Genomic DNA, 23,841 nt, shown 5'->3' with positions numbered 1-23,841 from the left:
ACCAAGTTATATTGTTAGCAAAATCTCGACCGTCCTAACAATAATCAAGAGGGATGAAAGGTGTATCATTAAGATATATGGTGCTCCTGGGGCTCTAAACATCTCTGCCTTTGCCGCATAGAATGGGGCTATACCTGTTTCCCCAGCCATACCAACTGCAAATAGAACTTTTGGATAGAAAAGGTCTGCATTGGTTTTTGCCAATTCAAATAAGGACAGAGTCCCTGTTTTGGCAAGTATCATTGCCGCTGAACCAAATAATGGCAATCCTGCAACCATTGCTATAATCCCGTATTGATATGCTGCATTTAATACCCACTCCCTTTTTACCGCAGAGACGATACCAATATTTGCAATTCCAACCAAAGCTAAAAATAAAGCATAATCAAACAAGTCCCCAGTAAGCATTGCTCCTGCTGTTGCAATTCCGCAGAATATTGCCATCATTCTTCTGATTTTTAATTCCTTCAAACTGACATCATAGAACACATCCCCAAAATCATGCAACTTTGCCTCTAACTGCTTTTCTGGTTTTGACAAATAAACAACAATAGTAAAGAATATCGCTATCAAGAAGCAAATAATTGAAAAATCAGTTATATAGAATACAATGTCTCCAAGTGGGATGTATCCGTGGAAATTTCCAACGATATTTAGTAGAGTATTTTCATCCATTTTATCTCACCAATATAGCCATTTTTAAGAGGCATTGCGAACGAAGTGAGCAATGCATCCCATTTGGATGCAACCTTTTTAAAAGGTTGCAGATAGAATACAATATCTCCAAGTGGAACATACCCATGAAAATTTCCAACGATATTTAATATGCTATCTCCATTCATTTTACCTCACCAATATAGCCAATTAATCCTAATTTTGAGCCAACTTTTATGACCAATCCTAATCCTGCGAGCATCAACCATACAAGGTAGTTATCTGGGTTGATAAAGAATCCTATAAACCCAAAAATCCACAAAGCCCATGCAATTCCAGATAGGCCAGAAATTCCCTCCCATAGGCATTTAATTGTTTCATCAAACTCTCTACCCAATGCCCTCTGAGATAACGCATAATAAAGAAGGCCGCTCGCTATTATTGCCCCTCCTGTAAACCCACTTAATATTGCCCCATAGACAACAAGCACCAATGCTAAGAATTTTGGAGATGTTTTTAGTATTTCCATCTCAACTTCATGCTCTAAAACACCATGGTGCAAAGGCAATAGAAATTCTTCAAACAGTTTTTTCTTTGGTTTGTTTTTAGCTAATGATTTCTTCATCACCAAAATCTCTGAAACTGCCAACAATTCCGCCATACCAACAACCAAGCCAGGCAAGATTAGTGCCTCCGCTAAATCAGTCCCAACTGCTGCAATAACCACAAGCATGGCACACTCTATTAAGTCAGTAAGCAACAAGATATGCAGATCAGATTTTTGATAAGATAATGCAAACAAAGACAATATCCCAACAATAAACGCAACAAGTATTGAGGGGTTATAGAAGGAGTAAATTATGTTTTCCATCATTTCACCCATCCCTATTCATGAGCATCCAACTGAATATGATAAATGAAACCAACAGTATTGTACTTTCAAGGATTGTGTCAAATCCCCTTGTGTAGTAAAGAATCTCATCCAATATTCCACCAGGCGTTGAGACGATTGTAGTTCCAAAATAAAGTGTCTTTTTACTAATCCATTCTGCTATTGGAGTTAAATAGGCCGTTATTTTTCCAAGCAGTGGCTCAAATTGAGGATATTGGGAAATTATTTCCGCTGGTTTTTCAAGAGGAATTCCTCCCCTATCGTAAGGGGCAAGAGGTGTCTTCAATACTTGGGACTGTGGGACAGGTTTTGGATAGAGTTGATTTTTATTTAATTCATGAGGCAACAATAAACCAAAGATCATAACTAATGCCAAAAATCCCGCAAATATTCGGGGAACAACGTGGGGCTTTGATAAGTAGTTCCAAATTTTGCTTAATTTATTCATTTGTTTCCCTCCTAATGAAACAATTTATTCCTGTTCTTCACTAAGTTCAGTGTTTATTACAATTGCTCTAACCAAGACAAGGATGAGTATTGCATTGACTCCAAGGAATGTCATTAACGCAAGTGTCTCGTTATAAGCCAAGAATATCAACGCAACCCCCATAGATGGCACTTCAATATTCAACAACCTCTTAAATGGGTCATCAGTCATAGGTCCAAACACAACACCTATCGTCCCAACAACCAACAAGAAATATCCAAGATACATTATCAGCGTTATCAAATCCATCAAATCACCTTATTTTGTCAATATAGGTAATTTTCTACCATATTTCTTTTTGCTCTTTTTAACAACCTCATACTTCATTAACCCAAGCAATAAGACCACAGTCCCTATCGGCTCTAATATTGAAGACACAATCGCAACATCCAAATAATAACATGAAACAATAAGCCCAATTAATCCGCTTTCAAGAAATGCAAACATTATAATTTTATTTATTGGGTTTGTGTGAACAATAACCCCAATAGCACCAAGAACACAACAAATTGCGGATACAGTTGGTAATATATCCATCGTTCCACCTTTTCATACACAGTTGTTTTTTATAAAAATACGGCACTATTTACAACTTCGAACCGTAAGGTTCGAGCAGCGAAATCTTTGATTTCGCCTAATCGAACCGTAAGGTTCGAGCAGCGAAAACTCCGCAGGAGTTTTCGCCTAATAAAATTTCAATTTTAAGCAAGTTTAACAAAACTCCAATTTAAATTAGAGTTATGTTAACTGTCATTTAATTGTAGAACGACTATATTCATGTTTTTTATTCCATTTTTTTCATCTGCTCTAATGTGTATGCTATAGCGTTACTTGAGAGTGTGGACGAGATTAAATAAACAATAGCTGCCAAACTACCCATAGGACTTTTTATATACAATGCTATCAATGCCGCAATGCAGAAATTTAAACAGCAGAGATACAACAACTTTCTCGCCCTACTTTGAGTTAAGAAAACCCTCAACCCACAAATAACTGCAATAACTCCAATTATTATTGATGATAAATCCATTCTTATCTCCCCGTTCTGTTCATCTTCCTTGCTATTTCTCCAAGAACTTTTGAAGCAAGAACGTGGTCAAATCCTTGTATTGAGAATATCGCAATAACCATTCCCACAATAAAATATTTTGGCTCTATAATTGGGCTGAATAAATGAATTAATACCGTCGCCATTAAAGCCCCAATTGTTCCCGCGTAACCGGGGTCATGGCATAATCTATTACCAATGTAAACAAATAACGCTGCAATTAAACCCCCTTCAATACCCATGAGGTAATAGCATATCGATGCAAGTAAAGTTCCTGCTGATGCATCAGGAGAACAAACAATATTTCCCATGAAATAACCGCCATTTAAATTTCCACCGATATCTCTAACTTTCTCTCCAATAACCTTTGCTCCCAAAACTCCAGGTTTTTCTGGAAGTCCAAAGTAAGTGTCTATTAACACAAAATTAATCCAGGATACTATTGAAGCTATTGCAATTTTTAGAACTTCAAGCATTTAATTCACCCAAATATTTTATCTGAAAATTTTGAAAACAATGCAGATATTAAACCAATCAAAACGCATGACATCAAATCAGGGGTAAACAAAATTTTATCTATTGCTGTCAAACCTAACGCAATAATCGGAGTTGGAAATAAAACTGATGTTTCAAATGAGTCCCTTATAGGTCTTTCTTTTGGAATTATTGGCATTTTTAACATAAACGCAAAGATTATCGACGCAATTACTGAAATGACATAATATTCCATTGATATCACCATCTATCGACACTTAAAATTAAATTATAGTTGGTGATAAAAATTTATGTTGAATTAAGGAATATTTTTTATCGACAAAAATATTTGGGATTAGCGATTTTCTAAAAGCTCATTTATCACAACAAAATTTGACTTTGAACATATAAGAACATATAAATTACAAACTTATCCCCAACAATGAACAATCATGCAGTCTCTATTAACCGAATAAATTGGAGGAGTTTCATCTTTTGGGAATATTTGAATTATTGTTTTTTTATTTATTTTCTCTGAAACCTTCTTCTCTAATCTTCTAATATCTGAGCAATCGAGGTCAATGACAACTTCTCTTTTATCTGAATGGAGACCTTTTACGGTCATGCATCCTCTTTTGAATTCAATATTTTTAATTTCAATAACATCCAATCTTTTTTTCAATTCTTCGGTAAATGCATCCTTATCAACAACTATCACAGGATAACCCTCAATATACCTAACAAATCTTTTAAATGATGGGGAATTTCCAGAATTGTTTATATCATTGATGAATTCTACTATCGCCTCTTCCAATTTTGTTAACGATAGGATATCGAGAAGATACATTATAGGGTCTTCTTTATCCCAAACATCACTGCACTTTAATAAACCAAGTGTTATTGCTGCTGCAATCATTTCAGTGGCTTTTCTCTTCCCCTTTTCGAGCATACTCAGATGAGATTGGCTAACTCCACTTTCCTCTGCAAGTTTAGATTGAGTTATATTTAACTTCTCACGGAATATTTTTACATACTTGGGGTTTAGCAAGATGGCTCTCTCTATGATGTTCAACTTTTTATACATAATCTCACATCGGAAAATACATTCCGCCAATAGTCATGTTTAATCATTATATATTGCACTGGAATAATATTATTCCCATGGGATATTTATAAATCTTTCCCAAAAAAATAAACCATAAAATTTATATATGAAAAAATGTAGTTGCAGTTTTCACAACAAATACATAGTCGTTTGTGAATTTTTTTACACTTATCTACACATAACAAAAAAATAAGGCATAATAACATTCATTTAATTTGATTTATGGATCATTAATGGGGTTAAATAGATTTTAGTCAAATTCCACAAATGACTATAAATAACAACATTACTAAAAATAGTAACTACAAAAATTAACATGGTGATAATATGAGCAAAGAATTGGCAGTTCAGAAGTTAGATTGTCCAATATGTGGAGGAAAAAATTCCTTTACAATAACAAATCATGAGATTGAAATACCTTACTTTGGTAGGGTTATTGAAACTACAATGTTGTGCGATAGGTGTAAATATAGAAAAAGTGACGTTTTTCCATTAGAGGTTAGGGAACCAAAAAGATACAAGTTGGTAATTAAAAATGAGAGAGACTTAAACAGAAGAGTTATAAAATCATCAACAGGATATGTAAAAATTCCAGAGTTGGGTGTTGAAATAACCCCAGGCCCAGTTTCAGAGGGTTATGTTTCAAATGTTGAGGGGGTCTTAAACAGGGTAGATAACGTTTTGCAAACATTAATAAGATGGGCAGAAAATGAAGAGCAGAAAAAGAAAGGAGAGGAATTAAGAGAAAGAATCAAAAAAATTAAAGAAGGGAAAGAAACTGCAACTTTAATAATTGAAGACCCGTTGGGGCATAGTGCTATTATTGGGGATGGTGTTGTTGAGGAAAAATTAACTGACGAGGAAATTGAAAAATTGAAAGGCAATGTAATTATTATAGACACTAAAAAACAATAAAAAAGAAAAAAAGTAAAAAAGTTATTTTATTATTTCTTTATTTCTTTCTTGTTAAGAAATATGCCAAAGCTCCTAATATTGCTAATATTATGATTATTCCAACTACAAGTCCAATATTTGATTTCTTCTCTTCTTCAGCCTTGCTTACATTACCAGTTACCTTTGTTACGTTTTTGGCTGTTATATTTTCAGTTACATTTTTAGTTTTATTTACTGTTACATCTTTAGTTGTTACGTTTTTAGTTACGGTTACGTTTGTTATATTTTCAACTGCAATTTCTTTAGCACAAATTGCTAAGATACAGAATGAATTCAATTTAGCTCTATACTTAATATACTCTCCATCTTCTCCAACCACTTCTGTTGATATATCTTCCCATTTATTACCATTCCATCTTTCTAATACTACATTTTCTTTACCATATCCTTTCTCCATCAACCAAGATTTTGGAACTTTAAACTCAACTTCTCCTTTTGGTTCTACAAGTTCTCCAGCATCTTTATTTACAAATACTATTTCGAATATTGAGAACGGTTCTCCTGATGGTGGTGCATTGACTGTAGTTGGTAGAGATTTCACAGCAGAAACGATAACTTGTAAGTTCATTGACTTATCGAGAGTTATCATTAACTTATCTAATCCAATGAGATCTGATAACTCTTTATCTATTGCTATAGCTACTTCCTTGCCTGGAGTTACTGTTATTTCCTTAACAATGTATTTTTCAGGTACTGCTTCTAATAAACTTTTTGCTCCTTCTTCACTTGTTGTTGTTCTTTTTCCTCCCCCACCTCCGGAAGTTACAGAGGTGGTTGGGTTTACATTAACAGTGCATTCTGAACCAAACTTCGTTCCATCTTCCAATGTAACTTCCAATGTAAACTTGTAAGTTCCAGTTTCACTTGGTTTCCATTTTATGTTGTATTCAATTATGGCATTTGATGGAGAGTTTAAAACATTGTAGCCATATCCACTATAGCCATAGCCATATCCATAACCATAATGCCAATTTAGATACCCATAACCGCTATCATTTACATAACTATAACCATATCCATAGCCATACACTGCATTGGTGCTTAATAATTTAACTTCAATTACTTCACTACTTGTATTTGAGAGGGGTTTATTGGATAATACAGTTTTTCCAGGTTCTAATGTTAATGGAATTTGGACAGTATCTACTTTTCCATCCTTTTCAACTTTAAGTGTTATATTTTTTATATTTGCCCATTCCCCCTTACTGCTGAGTATCTCTACTTTTGCGTTTATATCAATTACATCTCCAACATTACATTCTTGTTTTGATGGAGTTAAAGTTACCGAAACTGCTGCAGTTTGGCTTAATATTAACATAGATGCTAAAATCATGGTTATGATTAAACTTATAATGGTTTTATTGGATTTGTTATTTTTAATTTTGATCATGGTTTACACCACTCACATTTTATTATACTAAGGTACTTTTACTTTTAATTATATAAATATTTTTCTGTTGTGGTATCCCGAAATAATTTCGCATCAGTAGGTAATAAAAAGAGGAATGTTAATAATAAGAATAATATGAAGGGGGCAAAACTTAACGATAAAATGATTAGGAAAATCATTAGATGGAAAGAAAAGGGCTTTGAAACCAGCCGTATAGCTAAGAAAGTTGGAGTAACCCCCCGTAGAGTTCAGCAAATATGGAAAGAATATAGAGAGACCGGAGAAATTCCAAAGATAAAGCGTAGGGGTAGAAAGCCAAAGAAAATATCGAAGGAAGAAATTGATTTAGTTCTTAAAGCAGTTGAGGAGTATAAAGGAACCAGTGCAGTGCATTTAGAGAAATACATAGAGAATAAGCACAATATACATATTCCTCATAATCGTATATATACTATACTGAAGGAGTTCGATCTCACCCACAAGAGAAAGAAGAAAAGAAAGAAAAAGCCAAAGCGATTCAGCGCTTCAAAACCTAACGAAATGTGGCAGATGGATTTTAAAATCGTAGATGTGGATGGAGTTAGATATAATCTCCTGTTAATAATTGATGATCACAGTAGATTCATCCTACACGCTGGAATTTACGAAGAAGCTACAACCGACGTTGTTATCTCGGCTTTAGAAGAATGCTTTGAAAAGCATGGAACGCCGAAAAAGATATTAACTGACAATGGAACCCAATTCGTCCCTGCAAGGGGTGGAATCTCGAGATTCCAGAAGTTCCTGATGGAAAGGGAAATTTTACATATAAAAACCTCAATCAGACACCCTCAAACGATAGGAAAAGTTGAAAGAATAAATAGGGAAGTTGAATATCGACTGGACAAGTTCAACAACCTGAAAGAATTCGTTGAATGGCACAACCAAATAAAACCACACCGCTCATTAAGTTTTAAAACCCCATACGAAGTATACTTCGAAAATACCAAATGCAATAAAGAGGTGATAACATGAACATGAACAACGAAATAATTTCAGGATACAACAGTGCTTTATTTTATTAACTTTATTTTAATTTTTGATAAAATTAGAATAAAGATGACAATAATGATGGGGATGAGGTATGCTTTAGGATACAACTTCGTAATTTGAGGAGTATAGTAAATTAATATGCTCAATATAATTAAGCTTAAACATGTTCGTAATTTTGGAAAGGATTCACTTCCATACTCAAAAAGTAAATTTAAAACACCAAGTACTAGGAAATAGTATGCTATCATAGCATCTACGTTTGCAAGATACTCCTTACTTAATGCAAGATCAATTGCAGAGGTGATTAAAAAAATTATAGCCAATAAAACAAATTTTTGCCCCACAGATAGTGAAATTATGGGTTTAAAGATTTTGTTTGATGTATTTATTATGAAGTTTAGTAATTTGTTTAATTTTTGGATGTAGAATATAATCACTATAACCCCCAATATTATCAAAAGATACAAAAATCTCTTTTCTACCCCTGGTAGGGCGTAGGGGTTGTAGTGTTTATATATAAGAATAAAGACATAAATAATAAACAACATCACAAAAGTTTGTAAAACTATTTCCCTATATTCTGAGATTTTATCTTCCATGATTTAACACCTTATTTTTAACTAAATAACCCATACACAAAATAAAGGCAAGTAATGAAATTATATAAGATGGTAGGCATATTTTATAAAATCTTTCATAAACTATTTTCATTTCTTTTTCTCCATCATATTTATAGGCATTAACAACACCATAAGCCTTTAAAGGTTCTTTTCCATCAAATTTCCAATCTTTTGAATACTCTAGCTTTTAGTATCTATGTCTCTCATACTAAAAGATGTTAATATTTTTATAGCATAAACTAAATTATTTTTATGAAGTGTATTCCTAGGTGTGCTGTGTTTTGGAGGGGTAATTTACAAGGGTTAAAACAAATGATAATAATCTAAATAAAGAAAAAACTATGGGTGAATAAACATGCTATACAATAAAGAAAAACCATATAAACTCTTCCTTTTTTATGGTAAACGTATTAAAGTATATTCAAAAGTTCTACTACTCTTCCTTCTTACAAGTATTGTTCTCCATCCCTTTTTAAATTCAAATCTCCCTCCAGGGGTTGACACTCCAAGCCACCTTGAAAAAATTTGGCTTGTGTCGAAATCTTTAATAGAAAAGGGGCAAGTACCTTTCTGGGATCCTTATTGGTATGGTGGTTATCCTCCGTTCAAATATTATCCTCCTTTAAGCTACTGGACAGCTGGTATTCTCTCATTTCTTGGTTTTGGAGAAGTCTTAGCTTATAAGATTTTTATATTTCTAAGCTTTTTCCTTTGTGGATACGCAGTATATTTACTTTCAAGAGAAATAGGAATGGGAGAGTGGAGTTCTTTCTTCTCTTCATTTTTATTCTTGACTTCTTATCCGCTGTTTTCTTCTATCAGTCTGTGGGGATGGTACCCTACTGTCTGTGCTTTACCTTTTATGCTCTTTACGGTATATTTCCTTAAGAGATGCGTGAAAACAGAAAACCTTCGTTATGCTCTCTTAGCTGGCGTATGCTTTGGACTAACAATTTTAACTCACCACCTAACAGCATATGCACTGGCAATAGTTTTTATTGCTTTAACTTTAGCAGAGCTTTTATATTTTGAGAGAATTAATATTTTTATAAAAGCTTTAAGTATCACTTTAATTATAGGTTTTGCAATTTCATCTTGGTGGCTATTACCGTTCGTGGAAGGAATAGGGGAAATAGGGTTCAAAAGACCTTTAGAAGGTGGCTGGTTTTTCACCAAGCAGTTTTACTTCAAGGCTATGTTTGATAAAAATCTTATAGGCTTACACGTTTATCCTTCTTATATTGGAATAACTTTACTTCTTCTTGGAGTTATAGGCGGAGCTTTTGCACACTATAAAGGATCGAAAGATGCCCTTTCAATATTCTGGAGCTTTTTAACACTTTTTTTGGTAAGTTTTGGAACAACGACTGTTATTTACAAATATATTCCATTTTCAAATCAGCTCGATGTTGCAAGGTTCTGGTTTTACATGGTTCCATTCCTTTCTATTATAGCAGGTTATGGAACTTTCTCGTTATATGGAGTTTTGAAGAAATTTGAAAATCGGAAGGTGATAGTTGCTTTATTTGCAATATTCTTAATTATTTTGATTGTTGATCATGTTTCTGCTTTTACTAAAGCCTATACAAGCTTCAAGCCTTTTGTCTTAGATAAAGAGTTAAAAGACGGATTGGAATTTATAAAATATAATGAAGATATTAAGAGAGTTTGGGGGATTGGATTTTGGAATTGGCACGCATACTTAATTCCAGCTTATGCAGGAAAAGAAGTTACAAACGGTTGGTACGATGAGGGAACTAAACACTGGAAAGAGATACAAGAACTAAGACTTATGGAATGGACTGGAAATATTGATTTAGATGAGTTTTATAAGATAAATAAGAAGCTTAACACAACTCATATAGCCATATACGATTATTACCCCGGTGAACATCCAAAACTGTTCAAAAACCTGTTAGAGAAGGATGAGAGATTTAAAAAAGAGTACGAAAATAGTAAAATGTCGATATTTGAGCTAAAGAGATAAAAGTTCTACAAAGTGAAAGGAGATAGTCAAAGACTTAAAGACATTGCTTTAAAGGCGCTCTTCACATTTAATTAGCTTATAATAAACTTCAAATTTTTTACATTCACTTCCGGGATAGCAAGCAACAAACGCTAAAAGATTTACTTCTCTAATTTTCAACAAATTTCCTTCTCTTTTTACTAGAATTTTAGGAGGTAAATTCCAACCCATCTCTTTGTAGATACTCTCTACATTTACTGTGATATTGTTCCACTTACCAATTTTTGTAGGAACAAAGTAAAGTGCGTACGTAAGTTCTCCATACCTCTTCAAAAGTATTGGCTCGTCTGTTTCATTCGTAAACACGATCCAAACTCTTTTGTTTCCGTCTGCTAATTCGATACCTGCCGCATAAGGAGGATATTTTGATATCGGAGTACTAAACATAGGTTTTACAACAATTCTCAACTTCTTTGGGAAATCTACAGCTTGCTGGACTCCGCTCATTAGCCAACTACCACTTTTCCTTGTTAGGTTGCTTACAGCCAAGTAAACAGCATTCTCTTTTTTCTCTAGTACAGCTACCTCTCCTTTCTCGATCTTCCACCATGTTGCATCCCAAGCGAATGGCTTGTGTATATTCTTGGTAGGGTCGTATGTCCAATAATAGAAGCTTGGGTTCTGAATACCTGGGAAGCGAAGAGATGAAAGCTTATAGTGTTGGGAAAACGATGAAAAACCTGTAGATAAATCTCTAACCTCTATATAGAAGCTTTTATTCGCCTCTATAGCAACATCCGCATCTGGTGCCCTAAGAACATAAATGGCCTCCTCTCCAGACTTCAAACTTTTGGGTCCAGTAACAATATCCCAAGATTTCTTGTCAACACCGTTATTTATAAAGAAGATTGGATTGATCGTAAAAGATTCGAGATTCTTAAGTCTAATAGTAAGCTCATCGTATCGATATATTTCATGGGTGTCATTAGCAGAAAACAGTTCTATTTCTACTTTAAGATTTTGATTAGAGTAGTATAGGGCGCTAGCAATGAGTGCTATACCACAACAACCAAGGATTATAGCATTGAGAATTTTGGGGTTGAGTCTCTTCTTAATCTTCATGCTTGATCCCTCTAATCTTACCTTTTTGCCATAGAATAAAAATATACATTGCTACTGGCACAAAAGAGATAAAATAGTTCTGCAAACTCCTCATGTGAAACCATAGAATAAGCATAGGCATGAACCAGCATGAGTGCTTCAGCTTGTCAAAATTTATCCAGTAAAGAGCCAAAAGTGTCGCAAGGATCACACTCACCGCCACCCTAAAGAACGCTGGGTGAAGGTTAATATGCCCAAAATAGACGAGGGAAGCTAATCCCATTCCATGCATAATTCCAGAGAGAGGAGCTAGCACCCCTGCCAAGTAAGATTTGGGATCCCATAAAAGAAAAGGTAGGCTTATAATAATAAAAGTCGCTCCGACTGTAAGGGCATACTTAAAAGTATCTTTCATCCCAGATGCTTTAAGTAAATATATCAAGATAAATGGAATTGTAAGTGCAGGTGTTTGTTTAACTGAAATTGCAAGCCCGAGAAAAACAGCTGAAAGAACCCTTTGTTTCTCATAGAAAAATTTCATTGCAAGCAGGAGAAAGAAAACCCATATTATGTCATAGACGCCCCCAACCGAGAAAAGAAAAAGGTTTGGGTCTAGAAACATTACTATTACTGGAAGAAGCCATAGTCTTCTTGCTTCGTAGCATAGGAACAATAAGGTAAGAACAAAGAAAAGTATTGTTGTTGCGTTTAAGTCCGGAATACCCAAGAGAAAAAGGGGAATAAATATTAGGAAGCCCAAAGGGGGATAACTGAACCTATCAACTATACCCCCTTCGAGAGTAGGTGTGGTCCACCGATAATTTAACCCATATTTTTCATATGCTGGGAGCATAGAGTGTGAGTAGGGATTCTCACCATTGAAGAGCAGATCTATCGCATACCTAGAGAAGAGAATTCCATCTGTACCAAAGTGTGGTTCTTTAAAGTAAACTGTGAACAGAACAAGAACACTGCTTAGTAATAATCCAGCTCCAATATAACTAAGAAAGCTTGTATTAAATATTTCTAGAACGCTATCTATTAAGAGAAGCACCGCAATGAAATGCATACTCATCATTAAAGCTATATCCCATGGATAAGTCAATAATCCAGTCCAATAAAACTCAAGAGAGTACTTAAAAAGCAAGATTGCAAGAAAGAATTTAAAAATTCTCTCTAAATTTCTATTAGAACTCTCTTTATTTCTCATTCTTGATTGTTTACCTTTCAGTTTCGTTATTATACTTGTTATGCCAACTAAAAATTTCTTCCCCATCTTGACCACACTACCACCTCACTTCCAATATAATTTACAACGAAACCTAAAGATATTCCTATTAAATTTGCTATTAAATAATGAACTCCCAAAGAAACCAGGGCCAGTAAAGTTATGAAATTAACTACGGCTCCTAAGGCTACAGCTCCATGATATTTCAGACATCTTGAGATGAATGAACCTTCTTTCCTATCTTTAAATGTCCATAAATCGTTTAGAATAAAGTTTGAGAGAATTGAAGATTCAATTGCTACGAGGCTTGCAATATACAGAGGACAACCCAACAAAACTAAAATGTAAAGTAAACCTTCGTTAACAACAATTCCAGTAGCACCAACTATACCGAACTTAATCACTCTGTAATCTGAAAGTCTTAAAAGTAATTTTATGTAGTTAATAACTTCTTTAAAGTTAAATTTACTTTTTCCATGTTCTCTTGGTCTAAAAGTATAAGGAATTTCCTTAACCTTGAAGTCTCCAACACATAATACTTCCAGTAAAAACTTAAAACCAGTTGGATTTATTTTATCTGCAATGGCTAATATTTTACTTCTTCTAACTAAAAAGAAGCCTGATTCTGGATCTTTTATCTTTCTAATTTTGGGTAGCATGATCTTGGCTAACAGAGAAGCACCCTTTGATATTACCTTTCTGAAAATGCTCCAACCCTCTATTTCGCCGCCCTTAACGTATCTAGAAGCTATTACGATATCGTAACCATTAGAATTCTTAAGAAGTTCTAAAACATACTCTGGAGGATGTTGTAAATCAGCATCCATCACAACAACTAATTCTGCTCTAGCGCTTTTTATTCCTTCAAGAATTGCTGAAGCTAACCCTAACTTTTTTTCTCTTACAATAACCTTAACTGGATATTTCTCAGTCAACTTCTTAGCAACCTCAGCTGTTCCATCCGGGCTGTTATCATCTACAATTATAATCTCATGATTATAATCCTTCAAAACAGAATCTAATAAAGGTATCAATTTCTTTATATTTTCGGCTTCGTTGTATGTGGGGACAACTATAGACACTTTCATCAATGTATCCCTCTTCAAACTTATTTATAGTTATTGCAGAATTTTTTAAACTAATATACACATCAAACAAATTTTTTTCTACAGTTCTTTTATTCACATTTCTTTAGCATTTATAACAAAAACTTTATCAGTATATTTCTTAGCAATTTCAACAGTATTATCGTTAGAAAATTTATCAACAACAATTATTTCAATATTTTTATAAGTTTGATTTTTTATAGATTCTAAACATATACCAATAGTTTTTTCTGAATTGTAAGTGGGAATAATAACTGAAACTAAATTATCTAATGACATTTCTAATCACCTTCCTAAATTAACCAAATATACATTATATCGTTAAAATTTCTAGTGTTCGTGTTTTTATTGGGTTAAAGTTGTTTATACCTTTCTACACAAGTAATCTTAAATTAGCATATTTATCGTTATTTTAATCCAAATAACAATTTTATCAACTCTATAGCATTAGGATTAGTTAATATATACAGTAGTATTATAATTACAAAACCAACCGTTATTTTTTTATCCAACTGGTTGAATTTATTATCTACATATCTCATTAATCGTTCTTCCATTACATTCATTTTTTCTTCTAAAATGTAGATATCTTCTTTTGTAGCTAACTCATTTTTTAACTCATCTTTTAACTCATTTTTAATTATGATTTTATTTTCCTTATTCAATTCCAAAATAATATCATAAATCTCTTTTGCTTCTTTTTCATTCTTAACCTTTTTAAGTATTAACTCATATAACTTAGGTAATGCAACAGCCATAATACCACACATAAAAATTATTCACTTGATATCCTAAATGTTATACCGTTAAAATTTCCTCTATTATTTTCTCTTCTATAGGTTTGAAGTCCAAGTATTCCATTAAAACCCTCTCTATGAATCTTAACCTAACTTCTTCGTTCTTACTGATCAAGAGTTCGCCCTTAATAGCCCTATACTTAAAGCTCAGTGGTGCAGAATTCAGGACTTTAACATCAACAGGCAATCTTACAGTTTTTTCAATCTCCGCAGAGATCTTTAGTTCATAATCCAAAAAATCCCCTACCTTGTTCTCGTCAACATAAACTGCAATATCAACATCTCTGAAGTAAATCTCGTTGAAACTGCCGTGAAGATATGCAAAGATGACCTCATCTTTTTCAGCCAGAATTTCCTTAATCTTTTTCTTTATTTTTTCCTTGCTTACCAACATAATCCCTTACCTCCTTAATAAACTCCTCCAGATCTGAAACATCCTAATGTATGAGTCAGATAAAAATTTTTCCAAGCCTAATTTAACGATGTCTTTGAGTTCACCAAGTAGTTGTTTATAGTCGTGCACTAAAAATTGAAAATATGCTATTGATAAAGCTTATTTCAAATTTTAAGGATGGATAAATGTTATTTAGAAATTCATTAATATATAAATAAGTTTAAAAATTCGCACACGACTATAATTTCAGCAAGCTTTCTGTTTACAAGATCAACGTCAATTTCAGGCATGCATTATTGATATCTTCATTCTCCCCCCTATATCCAAAATATCCCTACAATAAAAATAAATATATTTCCACTTTAATAAATTAAACAAAAAGTTTAACTAAAACTTATTAATATTAAATTAACAACTAATTTTCAATAAAGTTAGAGATATATAAACTTTTTTATTAAAATGCTGAAATAATATTTTTGATAATTTAGATTTATGATTAACACTAATTCCCATCACGTATTTAAATATTTATAAATTTTGCAGACGATATTGGTATTATGATGTTGAGATTTTAATATTTAAAGTATATTGATGTAGTTATATATTTATATGTTTGATGGAAACTACGGTAACACCTTAGAAAAAATTAAAAAACTTGATGAGTAATTATGATTTTACTACAAACTGATTTTTTATAAGCATTTATAAGGAATGAGGAGGAAGAGTATGGACTTAAATGATTTGAAATATATTGAGGAAAAATTGGGAAGAAAGCCAAATGATGTAGAAATCGGAATGTTTGAGAACTTATGGAGTGAGCACTGTGCTTACAGGTCTTCAAAAGCATTGTTAAGAATGTTTGCAAAAACAATAAAGGAAGACAACAAAAATATAGTTGTTGGTCCTGGAGATGATGCGGCTATAGTTAGAGTTGATGGAGATTTATGTATAGCATTGGCTATGGAAAGCCACAACCACCCATCATACATAGATCCATACAACGGGGCAGCAACAGGAGTTGGAGGAATTGTGAGAGATATTTTATCAATGGGAGCACAACCAATAGCATTATTAGACCCATTGAGGTTTGGAGATATAAATGGAAAAGAAAAAGATAAAGTAAGATGGCTCATTGAAGGTGTTGTTAAAGGTATTGGGGATTATGGGAATAGAATTGGAGTTCCTACCGTTGGAGGAGAGTGTGAGTTTGATAGTTCATTCGACTACAACAACTTAGTTAATGTTGTGTGTATAGGGTTGGTTAAGGAAAATGAAATAATAACCGGAAAAGCAAGAGAACCGGGATTATCCTTAATTTTAGTTGGTTCAACAGGAAGAGATGGTATTGGTGGGGCCTCATTTGCTTCAAAGGACTTAACAAGTGAGAGTGAAGAAGACAGACCAAGTGTCCAAATTGGAGATGCATTTACAGAGAAGTGTTTAATTGATGCGGTTTTAGAGGCATGCAAAACAGGAAAAGTTAAGGCAATGAAGGATTTAGGAGCAGCAGGAATAACATCAGCATGCTCAGAGATGTGTTATGGTGGAGGTGTTGGGGCAGAGCTTTATTTAGAAAACGTTATTTTAAGAGAAGAGGGAATGACACCATACGAAATTATGGTTTCAGAGAGCCAGGAGAGGATGCTCTTAGCAGTTAAGCCAGGAGCAGAGGAAGAGATTATTAAGATATTTGAAAAGTATGAGTTACCTGCATCAGTGATAGGAAAAACAACAGACACAAAAAGAATAGTGGCAAAGTATAAAGGAGAAGTTGTCGTTGATTTACCTTTAGATTTACTTTGTGAGGCACCATTATTACATAGAGAAGAAAAAGAGGATTTAAAAGAGAAAAAGGATGACAAAGAAAAAATAAAAATGCCAGAGGACTTGAATGAAGTTTTATTAAAATTGCTTGAAAGCCCAAATATTTGCTCAAAAGAGTGGATTTATCAACAATATGACCATGAAGTTCAAATAAGGACTGTTGTAAAACCAGGAAAAGATGCTGCAGTTTTAAGGTTAGTTGAGGCATATCCAAAGGGTATTGCATTAACTGCTGACTGTAACTCAACATACTGCAAACTAAATCCTTATGTTGGGGCAGTTAATGCAGTTGCAGAAAGTGTTAGGAATTTAGCAACAGTAGGGGCTAAGCCAATTGCAATGCTCGACAACTTGAACTTTGGAAATCCAGAGAGGCCTGAAAGATACTGGCAATTAAAAGAGTGTGTTAAAGGTTTGGCAGATGCTGCTGAGTTCTTTGATATCCCAGTTGTTGGAGGAAACGTAAGTTTATACAATGAGACAATAATTGATGATAAAGATTACCCAATAAACCCAACACCTGCCATAGCGGTTGTTGGAATTGTAGAGGATGTTGAAAAGGTTCCAGGAGTATTTAACAAGATTAAGGAAGGAGATGTTTTAATCATCACAAATGAAACTAAGGATGAAATGGGAGGAAGCGAATACTACAAAGTTATCCACAACACAGAGGAGGGAATTGTTCCAAGAGTTGATTTGGAAAAAGAAAAAGAAATATACAACAGCGTTGTTAAATTAATAAACAAAGGTATTGTAAATGAAGCAGTAGATTGCTCAAGAGGTGGATTGGCTGTCGCTATTGCAAAACTCTGCATAAACAATAATATAGGGGCGGAATTAGATTTAAGTGAATACAACAAAAACAATTTGAGAGAAGATATATTATTATTCTCAGAAACATCTGGAAGAATAATTTTGGCAGTTGATGAGAGGCATGTTGAGGAGGTCTTAAAAGAAACAAAAGGATATGTCATTGGAAAAGTGAAAGGAAACAAATTAACTATAAAGTTGGATGGAAAAGAGTTAATTAACTTAGAAGTTGAAAAATTAGCAAAAGCATATAAAGAGGCATTCCCAAGATTCATGGGCTATTTCATAGATAGCAACAAACGAAATATTTAAATACTTTCCCCACATAATCACAATTAGGGCTGTTTCATAGATAGCAACAAGCGCAAAGTTTGTGTATTTTCGAGTAGCGTAATTTTTATATATCATGAAATATTAATTATTTATGACAGTACAGTCTCCGATATGTGGGGTCTTAAGCCCGAATGGAGACTGCTGAAAGTCATGAAGATGTGGGGAGTTTCCGTTCCCCCCGAAAGCCACCCAATGAAGATGGGAGGGTGGAAGGTTATCCGCTACGACAGTTTCGTATGTTTCAAAAGTAGCGGATAACCAGAACGGAGAAATAATGAGGCTCGCTCATTCTCAATTATGATTATCTGATGTTTGGATTTTTGTTTGGAGGGTTTATTTATAGACTCATTTATATACCCCAACCCTACAACCATAAAAATAAACACACCCTATACATCAGGTAATCTAAAATGAACATAAACGTTTATATACTCGCACTTACTAAATAGTTTATCGCCTTCACTAACTAACTTTTTATCCACTCCAGATAATTTTTTAATGAATTTGAAAACCATTATCTCACCTTAAATTTTATTTTAAAAAATAAAAAATTATTTTTCCCCTTAATCTCTTAAATAATTGTTCATCGCTCTCTAACCCGCCTCTATACTTTTACTCAACCCCTTAACAGCTTAGTCAAACCCCTCTGACCCTTAAATTAATCTTTTAATTTTAACTTAGGGTTTATAATGATTATGCTCATCCGCAAACATCATTACTTATAGCAAACAAGTTTTACCATTGATAATTTTTATGTGCTATCTGCAAAACCACAATAACAGCACACTATTTATATAGGCAATCCCGAATGAACATGAGCGAACCTATTAAATTTTTTATCTCAGTTTATTTTAACAGAATTTAACAGATTATATAATCCATTTTTCTACAATTTCCTCCACTTTTCTATAAACTTCATTGTTATCTGGCAGATCAAACAATGGTTTTCCCTTTAAATCATATTCAGCTATTTCTTTGTTATAGGGTAGTTTTCCAATTAAATTTAATCCTAACTCTTTTGCATATTCTTCAACAATTTTTTCATTTTCTTCATTTACCTTATTTGCCACAACATATATATCTTTAAATTTAACTTCCAGTTCATTTGCAAGTTTTTTTATCCTTTTTGCAGTTCCAATACCTCTCTTTGATGCATCTGTAACAACAATCATTAAATCAACGTTTTGAGTAGTTCTCCTACTCAAATGCTCCAATCCAGCTTCAGTATCTATAACAACATACTCATAAGACTTTGCGAGAGTATCTATTATCTGCCTAAGCCAATTATTTACACTGCAATAGCATCCACTTCCCTCTGGTCTTCCCATAACAAGTAAATCAAAGTTCTCTGTCTCAACTATAATCTCATAAACCTTTCCTTCTAAATAATCCTGCTTTGTTATTCCGGGAGGTAATTTGTTCTCTTCAACTAACTTCTTTAAGTCCTCCCTTATATCTCCAACTGTCTTTTCAACTTCAACTCCAAGTGTTTCTGGTAAATTTGAGTCTGGATCTGCATCAATAACTAAAATACTGTTTGTTTTTTTGGATAATGCCTTTATCAATAAAGTTGAAAACATGGTTTTTCCAGTTCCACCTTTTCCGCTTATTGCTATGATTTTTGTCATTATTTTCACCAACTACAATTTAATTTAATTAAATTTAATTTATTCTCTTTATTCCCTAACATGCTTTAAAATATGTCCTGTCTCTTTTTTTATAATTTTTAAGGCTGTTTTACATGCATTTACTGAACCTGGAAGAGCATATATAACTCTACCCTTATAAATTCCAGCCGTGGCTCTTGATAAGATTGTTGCTGTCCCTATTTCTTCATAACTTATTTTGTGGAAAATTATTTTAAATCCTTCCAACTCCTTCTCAAAAATTTCTTTCAATACATCTGGTGTAGTGTCTCTCTTAGATATACCTGTCCCTCCTGTTATAACAATGCAGTCAACATCAAAAAAATCTATAACATGGTCTATAACCCCTTTTATCATATCTTTGTTGTCAGGGATTAGGGCATGGAATATAGCATTTAACTCATTTTTTAAAAGTTCACCTGATTTATCTTCAACTTTATTATTACCTTTTAACATTTCATTATATCTACTGTCGCTTACTGTTATTACACCATACTTAATATCACTAATACCTTCATGCATTGTCTCACCTTTAAAAAATATGTGGTAAAAACCTTCGGTTTTGCCATTTATGCTAAATTTGGATATATCGATTATGTATTACATTATTATATCGTTCTACGAATTACAGCACTAATCACAATAATTAAAATTCGCTCATGTTAATTCAAGATTACCCATAAATAGTTTGTGGGGTTCTCCCAACGTAGTCAAATATGGACAATTATATACATTTAAGATATTTGCCATTTAAATCCACATAATAAACTACGTTGGGATTGGGCGTCATCAGTCCCTTAGCAGAGACCTCTGCCCCTGTCGTGGTAACCCCAGAGCCACCCATAAATCTTTTGATTGCACCCAAACCTCGTTTAAAAATATTAAAACAGCCAACTACTTGGCGATTAAAAGAGTTTGAACAATTATAGCAAACAACCTGCCCTTCTTGGGACTCCATTCTACTCCCGCATATAGGACAGGTCGTTGAAGTGTAGGCAGGATTAACTAAGATAACAACCGCCTTATAACTTATTTTTTCGATTATTCCATTCCAATTCGCTCTATCTATTCTTCTATTGAAGTGTTTATTTTTATACATCCTTCTCTTATTCAAATCCTCGAAGACAAAAATTGCATCCGGAAATAGTCGAGATAATTGTGTTGTAAGTTTGTGTAAAAAGTCCTTAACCCTATTTCTCCTTCTTTCGAATAACCTATTTATCTTTCTCAAAACTCTTAAAGGACATTTTTTAAGCAGTTTTTTAAGCCCATCAATCTTTTTATCATAAACTTCTTTAAGTCGGTGTAATTCGGTTAAATCTATCCTTATCCAACCCTCTATCGGATGGAATAAGTCGAGGGATTTTAGATTGCTATCTACTCCAACGATTATATCTTTGTCTGAATAGTTTAGATTATCTTTGAAGGTTAAAAACGCTTCATTTTCCTTTAAAATAATTTCTCCAATTGTTAAGTCCTTAACCTTATCGAAGAACCATTCATTTTTGATGTTTAAGGTTAAATACTCTTTTCTTGGTTTTATCGTTATTCTTATCTCCGCTCTTTCTTTGTCGTATTTTATTAGGGTTGTTTTAACTCTAACGAATAACCTCTCTACTACTGGTTTTGTTTTAGTTCTATAACCTCTTTTGTAGTTCGAAGCCCAACTTTGTAGGATGGAATAGGAGGTTTTTATAATCCCATCGATGTAGTGAGAGGCATAACTCCAATTTTCTAAGAGTTTGTTTCTTAGATTTCTTTTGAATTCGTTTGATTTTGGCAATTTTGGTTTATCTTTTTTAGTGTATTCTATGTTATTCCAAATCATGTCTATGCATTCGTTTAACTTATCTTTGCATTCGATTAAGAACGTTTTAAGTGGATAGTTGTGACTAACTTTGTAAGATAGAACGACTTGATAGGATAATTCCTGAGTCCCTTTTGATTTTGTCTTATTGGGCATAGTAATCGTTGTTTGTTTTTTTAGTAGGATTATAGTATTATCAAATATTTAAAAATTTCTTCAATATTTACTCACAAATGTTCATAAATGTCTATGTATAATTAAACAGTTTCAAACGGCGGTGCATGTAAAAAATTAGACCCATCTATATATCAACTGGATAAAAAATTTAAGCAAACATTTGTTAATATTTTTAACAAATTGTCCTTTAAAGCGTTATTTTTAAGGTTTTTTAGGATTATTTACGGCAAAACCTTGGATTTTGCCAAAAATTTGCCTATTATTGTTATTTTGACTGTTTTTTTTTTAGTTTGGTATTTTTTGTGTTGTTCATAAATGAGGTAAAAATTAATGGTAAAAGTTGTTTGCTATAAGTAATGATGAGTGTTTTAAACTTTTTAACATATATATTTGTTATCTGATCATACCTCTCTCTTTTTGCCATTTTCTCCTTAGGCCCAAAATGCAACCCCCTCCTCTATTACCCCCAATTGGAACTTTTGGCGTTCCAAGGCAGTTCATACATCTTGCCATAACACTTGCCCCTAAGGCCAGCCCATCTTCAACAAATACAACATTGCTTTCAACATTATCCCAAATATCCAACTCTTTAAGTTTCTCTATTATTAATCTTGGTTTTTCTCCAGTAATTCCTGCTCTCCCTGTTATGCCTATTGCAGTTTTTTCATTGACAAGTCCTTTCTTATATGCGAATTCAACTAACCTCTTTGCTATTTCTGCAGAAACCAAATCTAAAGTATAAAGCAGGGTTGAAACATTGCACTCCTCAACAATTCTCTTCCCAATTTCCTCTAATTTTGGCAAGTCACTTCCATTTTTCCCAACATCACACCCAATTAAAGTTGTTCCTGCCTTTTTTGCCGCCTCTGGATTTACTGGAACAGTTCCAAATCTGTCAACATTTGGTGGAACTTCATCAATTATTATATATTTGTGGGCTTTTTCTGCATATTCTTCTGCAAGTTCTTTATTTGGTTTGTCGCCACATTTCTTTGCTATGTCTAAAGCCGCTCCTTTATCTCTACTAACTAATCCAGAACCTCTTGCAATACTGTCAGCAATAGCCCCAGCCAAACCACACAAATTTCCAATGACCTTTGCGTAAGGTAGAGTATCATTGGTTATTCTTCCTGCCAATGTAGTTCCAAAGTCAATACTCATACATGGATTTCTGAAGTCAACTTCTGTCCATTTACTTCCAACTTTTATACCTGCTGTAACAAGCTCACCCTCCATCTCATTTGCAACAACTTCCTTCCCCGTTGGAGGGAGAACACCAGTAACAGCCCCATCAAATATTACCTTGTCCATCAAACTGTATTCATCAAAAGGTTTTGGCAATTGGTTTTTTGACATTGCAGGTGCCATCTTTGATGGAGGAACTCCTGCCTTTAAACACCCATCTGCCAATGCAATAATCATCGCCCCAACTTCCTCAGGAGATGCAAAGCCAGCTGTGACTCCAGTGCTCCTAACGACGAAATGTAAGTCATTTATTGTTAGATTTCCTTTTTCGAGGGCCTTCAACAAAACCTCCTTAACCATATCTGCAACTGCTTCTTTTGTTAATTCAACACCCCATAATGTTTTCCCAAAAACTTCCTCTCCCTTCTTTGGTTTTCTAACGTCCCTTGTCATTTTTACATATTTGCTCACAATATAGGTTTTTCCAGTGTCCATGTTTGTTGCCGTAATGATGGCTTTTGTTGTAGTATTACCTAATTCAACTGACGCCACAATATAGTAGGGGTTTCTCTTTAATTCAATTAAATCAACTGTTTGAGATTTTGCATAATGTATCTTTGGTGATTTTTTAAAAATCTTCCTTATACTATCTAAAAATCCCATGGGTCTCTCCTCTCAAAGTTATGTTTGTGTCATAATTTAGCCCATCTATATGTTAAATATTTGGATATGACTTTGTAGTATTTGCTAAAAAACCATTAATATTTATCATCTTAGGATACATAATTAACTTTCTTAAAAAAATAAATAT

At 33.5% G+C, this 23,841-nt stretch carries 27 protein-coding genes; 4 read left to right on the top strand and 23 right to left on the bottom strand.

Annotated features, from left to right (window positions below; genetic code table 11):
• Positions 1-6: 6 nt before the first annotated feature.
• The 10 genes from METIG_RS08150 to METIG_RS08105 form a co-directional block, all read right to left on the bottom strand.
• Complete coding sequence (locus METIG_RS08150) at positions 7-675, bottom strand: membrane protein (RefSeq protein ID WP_013799743.1); 669 nt, start codon at positions 673-675, stop codon at positions 7-9.
• Complete coding sequence (locus tag METIG_RS08145) at positions 654-842, bottom strand: hypothetical protein (RefSeq protein WP_013799742.1); 189 nt, start codon at positions 840-842, stop codon at positions 654-656. The genes METIG_RS08150 and METIG_RS08145 overlap by 22 nt, the downstream gene beginning before the upstream one ends.
• Positions 839-1,528: an EhaG family protein gene (locus METIG_RS08140; protein WP_013799741.1), complete on the bottom strand. Its 690-nt coding sequence runs from the start codon at positions 1,526-1,528 to the stop codon at positions 839-841. Before METIG_RS08140 ends, METIG_RS08145 begins: the two co-directional genes overlap by 4 nt.
• A gap of 1 nt (position 1,529) precedes the next feature.
• On the bottom strand, positions 1,530-1,994 hold the full coding sequence (locus METIG_RS08135) for an EhaF family protein (protein WP_013799740.1): 465 nt from the start codon (positions 1,992-1,994) through the stop codon (positions 1,530-1,532).
• Positions 1,995-2,018: 24 nt separating this feature from the next.
• On the bottom strand, positions 2,019-2,282 hold the full coding sequence (locus METIG_RS08130; RefSeq protein ID WP_013799739.1) for an EhaE family protein: 264 nt from the start codon (positions 2,280-2,282) through the stop codon (positions 2,019-2,021).
• A gap of 9 nt (positions 2,283-2,291) precedes the next feature.
• A complete protein-coding gene (locus METIG_RS08125) occupies positions 2,292-2,570 on the bottom strand; it encodes a DUF2108 domain-containing protein (protein WP_013799738.1) in 279 nt (92 codons plus the stop codon).
• 247 nt (positions 2,571-2,817) lie between these two features.
• Complete coding sequence (locus tag METIG_RS08120; protein WP_013799737.1) at positions 2,818-3,063, bottom strand: DUF2109 domain-containing protein; 246 nt, start codon at positions 3,061-3,063, stop codon at positions 2,818-2,820.
• Positions 3,064-3,065: 2 nt separating this feature from the next.
• Positions 3,066-3,557: a hypothetical protein gene (locus METIG_RS08115; protein WP_013799736.1), complete on the bottom strand. Its 492-nt coding sequence runs from the start codon at positions 3,555-3,557 to the stop codon at positions 3,066-3,068.
• A 5-nt stretch (positions 3,558-3,562) separates the two neighbouring features.
• Entirely contained in the window at positions 3,563-3,823 is a 261-nt protein-coding gene (gene ehaA / locus METIG_RS08110) for an energy-converting NiFe hydrogenase A subunit EhaA (protein WP_013799735.1), read from the bottom strand.
• A gap of 162 nt (positions 3,824-3,985) precedes the next feature.
• Complete coding sequence (locus METIG_RS08105; RefSeq protein ID WP_013799734.1) at positions 3,986-4,639, bottom strand: helix-turn-helix domain-containing protein; 654 nt, start codon at positions 4,637-4,639, stop codon at positions 3,986-3,988.
• Between the two features lie 348 nt (positions 4,640-4,987).
• Between METIG_RS08105 and METIG_RS08100 the strand changes: the two genes are divergently transcribed.
• Positions 4,988-5,575, top strand: a complete 588-nt coding sequence (locus METIG_RS08100) for a ZPR1 zinc finger domain-containing protein (protein WP_013799733.1) — start codon at positions 4,988-4,990, stop codon at positions 5,573-5,575.
• Between the two features lie 37 nt (positions 5,576-5,612).
• On the opposite strand, the gene METIG_RS08095 is transcribed toward METIG_RS08100, so the two are convergent.
• Positions 5,613-7,004 (bottom strand): PGF-pre-PGF domain-containing protein, encoded by a 1,392-nt coding sequence (locus METIG_RS08095; RefSeq protein ID WP_013799732.1) that lies wholly within the window; start codon positions 7,002-7,004, stop codon positions 5,613-5,615.
• A 135-nt stretch (positions 7,005-7,139) separates the two neighbouring features.
• Here METIG_RS08095 and METIG_RS08090 point away from each other — a divergent pair, with 135 nt between their 5' ends.
• On the top strand, positions 7,140-8,018 hold the full coding sequence (locus tag METIG_RS08090; protein WP_048055598.1) for an IS481 family transposase: 879 nt from the start codon (positions 7,140-7,142) through the stop codon (positions 8,016-8,018).
• A gap of 38 nt (positions 8,019-8,056) precedes the next feature.
• On the opposite strand, the gene METIG_RS08085 is transcribed toward METIG_RS08090, so the two are convergent.
• Positions 8,057-8,635, bottom strand: coding sequence for a hypothetical protein (locus METIG_RS08085; RefSeq protein WP_013799730.1), 579 nt, complete (start codon positions 8,633-8,635; stop codon positions 8,057-8,059).
• Positions 8,636-9,011: 376 nt separating this feature from the next.
• On the opposite strand from METIG_RS08085, the gene METIG_RS08080 reads away from it, so the two are divergent.
• Positions 9,012-10,643: a 6-pyruvoyl-tetrahydropterin synthase-related protein gene (locus METIG_RS08080; RefSeq protein ID WP_013799729.1), complete on the top strand. Its 1,632-nt coding sequence runs from the start codon at positions 9,012-9,014 to the stop codon at positions 10,641-10,643.
• 48 nt (positions 10,644-10,691) lie between these two features.
• Here the strand turns inward: METIG_RS08080 and METIG_RS08075 are convergent, their stop codons facing one another.
• The 6 genes from METIG_RS08075 to METIG_RS08050 form a co-directional block, all read right to left on the bottom strand.
• A complete protein-coding gene (locus tag METIG_RS08075; protein WP_013799728.1) occupies positions 10,692-11,744 on the bottom strand; it encodes a hypothetical protein in 1,053 nt (350 codons plus the stop codon).
• Positions 11,734-12,999, bottom strand: coding sequence for a glycosyltransferase 87 family protein (locus METIG_RS08070; protein ID WP_048055597.1), 1,266 nt, complete (start codon positions 12,997-12,999; stop codon positions 11,734-11,736). Before METIG_RS08070 ends, METIG_RS08075 begins: the two co-directional genes overlap by 11 nt.
• Entirely contained in the window at positions 12,981-14,039 is a 1,059-nt protein-coding gene (locus METIG_RS08065) for a glycosyltransferase (RefSeq protein ID WP_013799726.1), read from the bottom strand. The genes METIG_RS08070 and METIG_RS08065 overlap by 19 nt, the downstream gene beginning before the upstream one ends.
• A 93-nt stretch (positions 14,040-14,132) precedes the next feature.
• A complete protein-coding gene (locus METIG_RS08060; protein ID WP_013799725.1) occupies positions 14,133-14,336 on the bottom strand; it encodes a glycosyltransferase family 2 protein in 204 nt (67 codons plus the stop codon).
• Positions 14,337-14,464: 128 nt separating this feature from the next.
• Positions 14,465-14,815, bottom strand: a complete 351-nt coding sequence (locus METIG_RS08055) for a hypothetical protein (RefSeq protein ID WP_048055596.1) — start codon at positions 14,813-14,815, stop codon at positions 14,465-14,467.
• Positions 14,816-14,855: 40 nt separating this feature from the next.
• Positions 14,856-15,248, bottom strand: a complete 393-nt coding sequence (locus tag METIG_RS08050; RefSeq protein ID WP_013799723.1) for a nucleotidyltransferase domain-containing protein — start codon at positions 15,246-15,248, stop codon at positions 14,856-14,858.
• A 726-nt stretch (positions 15,249-15,974) separates the two neighbouring features.
• Between METIG_RS08050 and purL the strand changes: the two genes are divergently transcribed.
• Complete coding sequence (purL, locus tag METIG_RS08045; RefSeq protein WP_013799722.1) at positions 15,975-18,194, top strand: phosphoribosylformylglycinamidine synthase subunit PurL; 2,220 nt, start codon at positions 15,975-15,977, stop codon at positions 18,192-18,194.
• Between the two features lie 410 nt (positions 18,195-18,604).
• On the opposite strand, the gene METIG_RS09725 is transcribed toward purL, so the two are convergent.
• From METIG_RS09725 to METIG_RS08025, 5 genes are all read right to left on the bottom strand, one after another.
• A complete protein-coding gene (locus tag METIG_RS09725; RefSeq protein WP_013799721.1) occupies positions 18,605-18,730 on the bottom strand; it encodes a hypothetical protein in 126 nt (41 codons plus the stop codon).
• Between the two features lie 354 nt (positions 18,731-19,084).
• Positions 19,085-19,843 carry an ATP-binding protein gene (locus METIG_RS08040; RefSeq protein WP_013799720.1) on the bottom strand — a complete coding sequence of 253 codons (759 nt, stop codon included), beginning with the start codon at positions 19,841-19,843 and terminating at the stop codon, positions 19,085-19,087.
• 48 nt (positions 19,844-19,891) lie between these two features.
• Entirely contained in the window at positions 19,892-20,383 is a 492-nt protein-coding gene (locus METIG_RS08035; protein WP_013799719.1) for a MogA/MoaB family molybdenum cofactor biosynthesis protein, read from the bottom strand.
• Between the two features lie 202 nt (positions 20,384-20,585).
• Positions 20,586-21,824, bottom strand: coding sequence for an RNA-guided endonuclease TnpB family protein (locus tag METIG_RS08030; RefSeq protein WP_013799718.1), 1,239 nt, complete (start codon positions 21,822-21,824; stop codon positions 20,586-20,588).
• Positions 21,825-22,238: 414 nt separating this feature from the next.
• Positions 22,239-23,693 (bottom strand): methanogenesis marker 14 protein, encoded by a 1,455-nt coding sequence (locus tag METIG_RS08025; protein WP_013799717.1) that lies wholly within the window; start codon positions 23,691-23,693, stop codon positions 22,239-22,241.
• Positions 23,694-23,841: the final 148 nt, after the last annotated feature.

The sequence above is a fragment of the Methanotorris igneus Kol 5 genome, from assembly GCF_000214415.1.
Classification (GTDB): domain Archaea; phylum AGJL01; class Methanococci; order Methanococcales; family Methanococcaceae; genus Methanotorris; species Methanotorris igneus.
This window is presented reverse-complemented; position numbering and strand designations above follow the sequence as displayed.

Bases quoted from the DNA above. Each gene is read 5' to 3' on its own strand.
- METIG_RS08035 (WP_013799719.1), bottom strand. From the start codon at position 20,383: ATGCATGAAGGTATTAGTGATATTAAGTATGGTGTAATAACAGTAAGC.
- METIG_RS08040 (WP_013799720.1), bottom strand. From the start codon at position 19,843: ATGACAAAAATCATAGCAATAAGCGGAAAAGGTGGAACTGGAAAAACC.
- METIG_RS08130 (WP_013799739.1), bottom strand. From the start codon at position 2,282: ATGGATTTGATAACGCTGATAATGTATCTTGGATATTTCTTGTTGGTT.
- METIG_RS08120 (WP_013799737.1), bottom strand. From the start codon at position 3,063: ATGGATTTATCATCAATAATAATTGGAGTTATTGCAGTTATTTGTGGG.
- METIG_RS08135 (WP_013799740.1), bottom strand. From the start codon at position 1,994: ATGAATAAATTAAGCAAAATTTGGAACTACTTATCAAAGCCCCACGTT.
- METIG_RS08060 (WP_013799725.1), bottom strand. From the start codon at position 14,336: ATGTCATTAGATAATTTAGTTTCAGTTATTATTCCCACTTACAATTCA.
- METIG_RS08050 (WP_013799723.1), bottom strand. From the start codon at position 15,248: ATGTTGGTAAGCAAGGAAAAAATAAAGAAAAAGATTAAGGAAATTCTG.
- purL (WP_013799722.1), top strand. From the start codon at position 15,975: ATGGACTTAAATGATTTGAAATATATTGAGGAAAAATTGGGAAGAAAG.
- ehaA (WP_013799735.1), bottom strand. From the start codon at position 3,823: ATGGTGATATCAATGGAATATTATGTCATTTCAGTAATTGCGTCGATA.
- METIG_RS08095 (WP_013799732.1), bottom strand. From the start codon at position 7,004: ATGATCAAAATTAAAAATAACAAATCCAATAAAACCATTATAAGTTTA.
- METIG_RS08125 (WP_013799738.1), bottom strand. From the start codon at position 2,570: ATGGATATATTACCAACTGTATCCGCAATTTGTTGTGTTCTTGGTGCT.
- METIG_RS08150 (WP_013799743.1), bottom strand. From the start codon at position 675: ATGGATGAAAATACTCTACTAAATATCGTTGGAAATTTCCACGGATAC.
- METIG_RS08115 (WP_013799736.1), bottom strand. From the start codon at position 3,557: ATGCTTGAAGTTCTAAAAATTGCAATAGCTTCAATAGTATCCTGGATT.
- METIG_RS08070 (WP_048055597.1), bottom strand. From the start codon at position 12,999: ATGGGGAAGAAATTTTTAGTTGGCATAACAAGTATAATAACGAAACTG.
- METIG_RS08065 (WP_013799726.1), bottom strand. From the start codon at position 14,039: ATGAAAGTGTCTATAGTTGTCCCCACATACAACGAAGCCGAAAATATA.
- METIG_RS08080 (WP_013799729.1), top strand. From the start codon at position 9,012: ATGCTATACAATAAAGAAAAACCATATAAACTCTTCCTTTTTTATGGT.
- METIG_RS08075 (WP_013799728.1), bottom strand. From the start codon at position 11,744: ATGAAGATTAAGAAGAGACTCAACCCCAAAATTCTCAATGCTATAATC.
- METIG_RS09725 (WP_013799721.1), bottom strand. From the start codon at position 18,730: ATGGTTTTCAAATTCATTAAAAAATTATCTGGAGTGGATAAAAAGTTA.
- METIG_RS08090 (WP_048055598.1), top strand. From the start codon at position 7,140: ATGAAGGGGGCAAAACTTAACGATAAAATGATTAGGAAAATCATTAGA.
- METIG_RS08025 (WP_013799717.1), bottom strand. From the start codon at position 23,693: ATGGGATTTTTAGATAGTATAAGGAAGATTTTTAAAAAATCACCAAAG.
- METIG_RS08145 (WP_013799742.1), bottom strand. From the start codon at position 842: ATGAATGGAGATAGCATATTAAATATCGTTGGAAATTTTCATGGGTAT.
- METIG_RS08030 (WP_013799718.1), bottom strand. From the start codon at position 21,824: ATGCCCAATAAGACAAAATCAAAAGGGACTCAGGAATTATCCTATCAA.
- METIG_RS08085 (WP_013799730.1), bottom strand. From the start codon at position 8,635: ATGGAAGATAAAATCTCAGAATATAGGGAAATAGTTTTACAAACTTTT.
- METIG_RS08055 (WP_048055596.1), bottom strand. From the start codon at position 14,815: ATGGCTGTTGCATTACCTAAGTTATATGAGTTAATACTTAAAAAGGTT.
- METIG_RS08105 (WP_013799734.1), bottom strand. From the start codon at position 4,639: ATGTATAAAAAGTTGAACATCATAGAGAGAGCCATCTTGCTAAACCCC.
- METIG_RS08140 (WP_013799741.1), bottom strand. From the start codon at position 1,528: ATGATGGAAAACATAATTTACTCCTTCTATAACCCCTCAATACTTGTT.
- METIG_RS08100 (WP_013799733.1), top strand. From the start codon at position 4,988: ATGAGCAAAGAATTGGCAGTTCAGAAGTTAGATTGTCCAATATGTGGA.